Annotated in this window: 4 protein-coding genes and 1 pseudogene; 2 read left to right on the top strand and 3 right to left on the bottom strand. The window is 55.4% G+C overall.

What is annotated here, in order from left to right; genetic code table 11:
• Nucleotides 1-722 (bottom strand): glycosyltransferase family 2 protein (locus tag GSQ93_RS31915; RefSeq protein ID WP_254074180.1); only part of this gene is annotated, 722 nt, incomplete at its 3' end.
• A 907-nt stretch (nt 723-1629) separates the two neighbouring features.
• Between GSQ93_RS31915 and GSQ93_RS31910 the strand changes: the two genes are divergently transcribed.
• Together GSQ93_RS31910 and GSQ93_RS38800 are read left to right on the top strand one after the other, a co-directional pair.
• On the top strand, nt 1630-2460 hold the full coding sequence (locus GSQ93_RS31910) for a sugar transferase (protein WP_254074168.1): 831 nt from the start codon (nt 1630-1632) through the stop codon (nt 2458-2460).
• A gap of 898 nt (nt 2461-3358) precedes the next feature.
• A pseudogene (locus GSQ93_RS38800) lies at nt 3359-3589 on the top strand (mannose-1-phosphate guanylyltransferase/mannose-6-phosphate isomerase); the annotation flags it as partial.
• Between the two features lie 217 nt (nt 3590-3806).
• On the opposite strand, the gene GSQ93_RS31905 reads toward GSQ93_RS38800, so the two are convergent.
• Complete coding sequence (locus tag GSQ93_RS31905) at nt 3807-3947, bottom strand: hypothetical protein (protein WP_158939935.1); 141 nt, start codon at nt 3945-3947, stop codon at nt 3807-3809.
• A gap of 471 nt (nt 3948-4418) precedes the next feature.
• A partial coding sequence (locus GSQ93_RS37860) for a hypothetical protein (protein ID WP_216857709.1) occupies nt 4419-4674 on the bottom strand: 256 nt, incomplete at its 5' end.

The raw sequence follows: 4674 nt of genomic DNA, 5'->3' as shown, positions 1-4674 counted from the left end.
GTTACCTGCAAGTCGTGCACGTCCTGCACCGGCGCGCCTTGTGTGATGCTGCCAAACCGGCGGCGATAACCGATCAAAGGGCTCGCAATCTTGTACACGGAATGGGCGCTCAGATAAACCGATGGCACCACCGCGATATCCTCGTAATGCCGACCGAGCGGAAACGGTGCCGGCCCGAATAAAGTGGTTCGATAAACCCGAGCCCACACGAACGTGTGGAAGGCCTCGGCGAAGTACATGCGCGTGGTGTGATCGACTGGACTGCCACCGCCGATAGCCTGCGGGACCAACTCGATGGTATCGAGATTTTGGCTATGGCTATCGATAATGGACACGTTGTATTCAAGCATGTCCCATGTGCCTTCGGCCAACAAAGGCACAATGCTGGCTGAAAAATCCGGCAAGAAGATATCGTCGCCATCCAGAAATCCTACATAGGGCGTCCGCACTGCCGCGATGCCCGCATTGCGGGCGCCGCTCAGTCCGCGATTACGCTGGCGGATCAAACGAATATGGCCGCCAGAATCCCGCTCCATGACCTTGTTGACGACAGCAAAGGTAGAGTCGCTCGACCCGTCGTCGATCACGACAATATCAATGTCGTTGATGTAAGGCTGCGAAAGCACCGAATCAAGCGCCTCCTCAATATATCCGTCCACGTTGTATGCCGGAATTACAACCGTGAGAAGTGGGGTACGCATCCGATTTTGAACGGGTGTCATGGCGATCCAGTGAGTGAGTAGAGTAAGGGGAGGCTACGGCGCCAAAGCGAACGACATTCGTCAGCAACGCGTGTGCCCTCTCTCACATGGCACGTCAAAACTGTCAGGAGACCCTTGAAATTACCTTTCATAGCGACCTTATTACGAACCCTTGCTGTTATTTCTTCATCGGTTATATTAATTAGCTATCCTTTTTAATTAGCCAATTAAGCCTCGTTGAATCAGCACCCTTCTGTCACGCCTTTGGGCGAGCAGATGCACTAAATTCGGGCGGCGGGCCCCTTCGAAAAGCGGCCGCAACATCGACGCAAGATAGAGTCGTATGCCTATTATTTTTTTGGCGGCTTGCGAGGCGAATCTCGACTGTGAGTCACGATATCGAACGTTAGCTCGGCGGTGTCGCCTTGTGCCCGACTCTGGTGCCCTTTCGATCTATGGCTGGGCAGGTTACGACTGAAGCTAATTCTGAGACATAGTTATTCCGACGATCCGACGCAGGGACGTCGATATCTTCCGTTGCGGGAATCAAACATTGGCACGCCAGATCGCACTCCGCTTTGATCCGGGCATCTCCTGCCAAAACTAATGATCGATTGATATAGGGCACCAAGTCGGCTCAGGGTCAGCCATGTGAAAACGTTCAGCCAAATCTCTCTGTGATGGCGTGGTCCTGCATTGGCGGATTCGTTAGACGATATTCAAATTTTGAGCGCTCGCAGTTGAAACGGCTTTCAAACCACGCTCAAACCTGGTGCTTGCCTTAAGCAGATTGTCATGAAGCAGCCTCCTTTGTCATCAAGGTGCGAGGAATGAATAGGCGGTCTCGCATTTCCGTGTGGCAACGCACGTTCTCGGTTTTCTCTGGAAGGTATAAACATAGCCATGGACTCACCAAAGAGAGACGCAAATGAAAGTGCTGATGGAGAAACGTGCCATGTCGAGACATCTTATGCCGGCCAGTATTCCGGCAGCCCACAGTCGTGAATTATCCGTGTCTCGCGGAGATAGCTCGCCCGACTCAACAACCTGCCTGGACGCTGCCTCGCCGGACGCATCCCTCGATGTGTCCGCTAGCCAAGGGCATCAACCTGACGAATCGACGGCTGGCGGTATGGGCTTGTCGCTGACGACAAGAAACGTCGTCAAGCGGACAATCGATATTGTCGGTGCTTCTTCCTTGCTGCTTGCCATGTTTCCTATCCTTCTCATCATGGGTGTCATTGTGATGAGCGACGGAGGCCGTCCTGTCTTCGGCCATGTTCGGATAGGCCGCAACGGGCGAAAATTTCGATGTTTGAAGTTTCGCTCCATGGTCACCGGTGCGGACGCAGTCCTCAAGCACCTTTTAGCAACCGATCCGAAAGCGCGCGAGGAATGGGAACGTGATTTCAAGCTCAAGAACGACATCCGGATAACGCCGATCGGCCGGTTGCTACGCCGCACCAGTCTTGACGAACTTCCTCAACTCTGGAACGTGCTCCGCGGCGAGATGAGCCTCGTTGGCCCGCGACCGGTAGTCGATGAGGAATTGGCAAGATACGGCACCGACGTGCAATATTACCTGGCGACCAAACCGGGCATGACGGGCTTATGGCAGGTCAGCGGACGGAACGATGTTGACTATGCGACGCGGGTTTCACTTGATGTTTCTTACGCCAAGGACTGTTCGCTTGCGCTCGACATATTGATTTTGCTGAAGACGTTCAAGGTCATCTTTAAGAGAGACGGGGCGTATTGAATATTGACCAATCCTGCGCGTGGCGGGTCGCCTGATTAAGCAAACAGGATGACCCGTCGAAGGGTCGCGTTTGCAACCGGCTACGACGACAAAACAGTGGGACGGGGACTCGCAAAACCTGATCGCAATATGAGCCTCGGGCTCGCTTGATGAATGCGGCGCAAGTCAGCGGAGTTCATAGCGGCCCTGCAGGGATCAAGCGGCAACGAGGCTGATGGTATGGACTCCCACCTCATCCAGGGCATCACTTCCCGCACCGCTTTCGGGAGATTTTTGATGCGCTCCCTGAGCATCGGGCATGGTGTTGCGAAATACATGCTTCAAAGTCACGGCGTTGATCGCAGCGATGCGACAGCGCAAGCTCCGTCGAGCTGACGTAATGACCTTCTTTTCAAGCTGAAGCCGAGCTGAGTCGGATCGAAGCTTGTCATGACTCTCACTTCTGACCCGTGAATTAATCTCGTCTGGCCACGCCGTTCTTTTGCTATCAACACGGTAGCAATCTGTGCTGCGGTATCGCGGCCAGACATTCGCGTAGTATCGATCAGGAATGCAGAACAGTGGCCGCTGCATTCAATTCGTCGTATGCGGGAGCGGCTCATTCACAAGCGGTCAGTGAAATGTAGCAGACGCGGATTTCATCTTCCCGGTGGACCTTATACAGCTGAAGCAGGCGATCGCGGCGCTAGTCTATAGCCCGAAGTACGGATCACGCTTTTACTCAGACGCCGCGGATAGATATACCTCGAACAGTAACGACCCTACAGCAATGGGTCGACGAACTTAATATCGAGAATCCGGAAATAATTTAACGCGACGAAAGTTCAACGGCTCGTACGCTTCCAGGCATTGGACCGCTTGTAGCAACTGCAACGTTCAGCAGTGTCGTCGGAACAGAATCGCGGACACTACTACGCCGATTGTAGTGATGGGTCGCGAGCAACGCTTCCTCAATGCGAGCAGTTTCGCAGGGCCTGGACCAGGCCGTCGTCCGGTCCATCGTACTCAGACCAGTCGTACGCCACACCGCTCCGGCCATCGTCGTAGAGGCGCTCCTCGCATTGCGCATATCGCCGATGCATTGTTGCTCGTGCCGCCATCGGATCACGTGATCTTGAACAAAGCAGCATTGGCCAGAGTCACCGAAGCAGCAGCGGAAGTCGCGAAAAACGACTATCGAATTTCAGCGACTGCAAATCCAAAAATGGCGCGTGGTCGCAGGCCAATGGTGTCGACGCGTCCCCGATACAAGCCTTTGCTGCGACCTATCACGATGCCGCCACCGGTCCGACGACGAAAGATCCGGTCGTGCGCAACCTCGCCCGGTCACTAGCGCGCTAAAACCGCTACACGCCATGCGCAGATTCGCATGTCGGGCTCTGCGGCTCGATGCTTGCAGCGGTCTGCATCGACAGCGAGTCGCGGTTGACCAAGCACTCGAACTTGAGCGAATCCGTTTGCGTGAGATCGAGCGGTTGATGAGACATCGTCAACCTGCAAAGCCGACAAAAACAGGGTTCCGAGCCAAATAACAGTACTCGACGAGGCCTGCGCGGGCCGCGCAAACGTTTTCTGCGCCCGCGCACACCCTCCTAGCACAACTACCTCCAGTCGCGTGGCACAGCGCACAGAACGCTTTGAGCATCCTGTCATTCTTAGGTCACATCGTGTCCTACCCAGGTGGGAGCGCGATACAGATGCGCATTTCATACTGGAGATAATATGAGCACTACTTATAAATCAAATTTGAGGACCGCTCTCAAGGTGAGCTGCATTGTTCTCGCTAGCGCTATACCGGGTCTGGTAAACGCGCAGACGGGAGCTATGCCTCTTGCCGGAGCGCCCATCGCCCCCTGCTACAGCATGCCGACGGTCGATTGCGGACCTGTTAGTAAAGCCCCCTCGGCCGTCGCGACAGTCGCAGCGACGAGCATTAACAGCGCCAACGAAGATTACGGCTACGATTCGAACGGGACCTCAAGCATCGGTGCGGGTTTGGCCATTCCTGGAAAGGGAGGCGGATCCTCTGGGAGCACGTCGGGTGGTAGTGGCGCGAGCAAAGGCGGCGGTGCGGGAAGTAGCTCTGGCTCTTCGAGCAATGGCTCGGGTGCTGGCGGTAGCGGCACCGGCACGTCCGGCGGCAACTCAAGTGGCGCGGGCGCCGGCGGCGGAGTCGGCAATTCAAATGGCGGCAGCAGTGGGAACGGTAGCAGT

The organism is Burkholderia sp. S171, from assembly GCF_009766085.1.
In the GTDB taxonomy this organism is placed as follows: Bacteria; Pseudomonadota; Gammaproteobacteria; order Burkholderiales; family Burkholderiaceae; genus Caballeronia.
Note: the sequence above shows the minus strand (reverse complement) of the source record. Positions and strands in the feature narration are given on the sequence as shown.

What these genes read in the sequence shown, in the direction of transcription:
- GSQ93_RS31910 (WP_254074168.1), top strand. Translation starts at nt 1,630, where the DNA reads ATGAAAGTGCTGATGGAGAAACGTGCCATGTCGAGACATCTTATGCCG.
- GSQ93_RS31905 (WP_158939935.1), bottom strand. Translation starts at nt 3,947, where the DNA reads ATGTCTCATCAACCGCTCGATCTCACGCAAACGGATTCGCTCAAGTTC.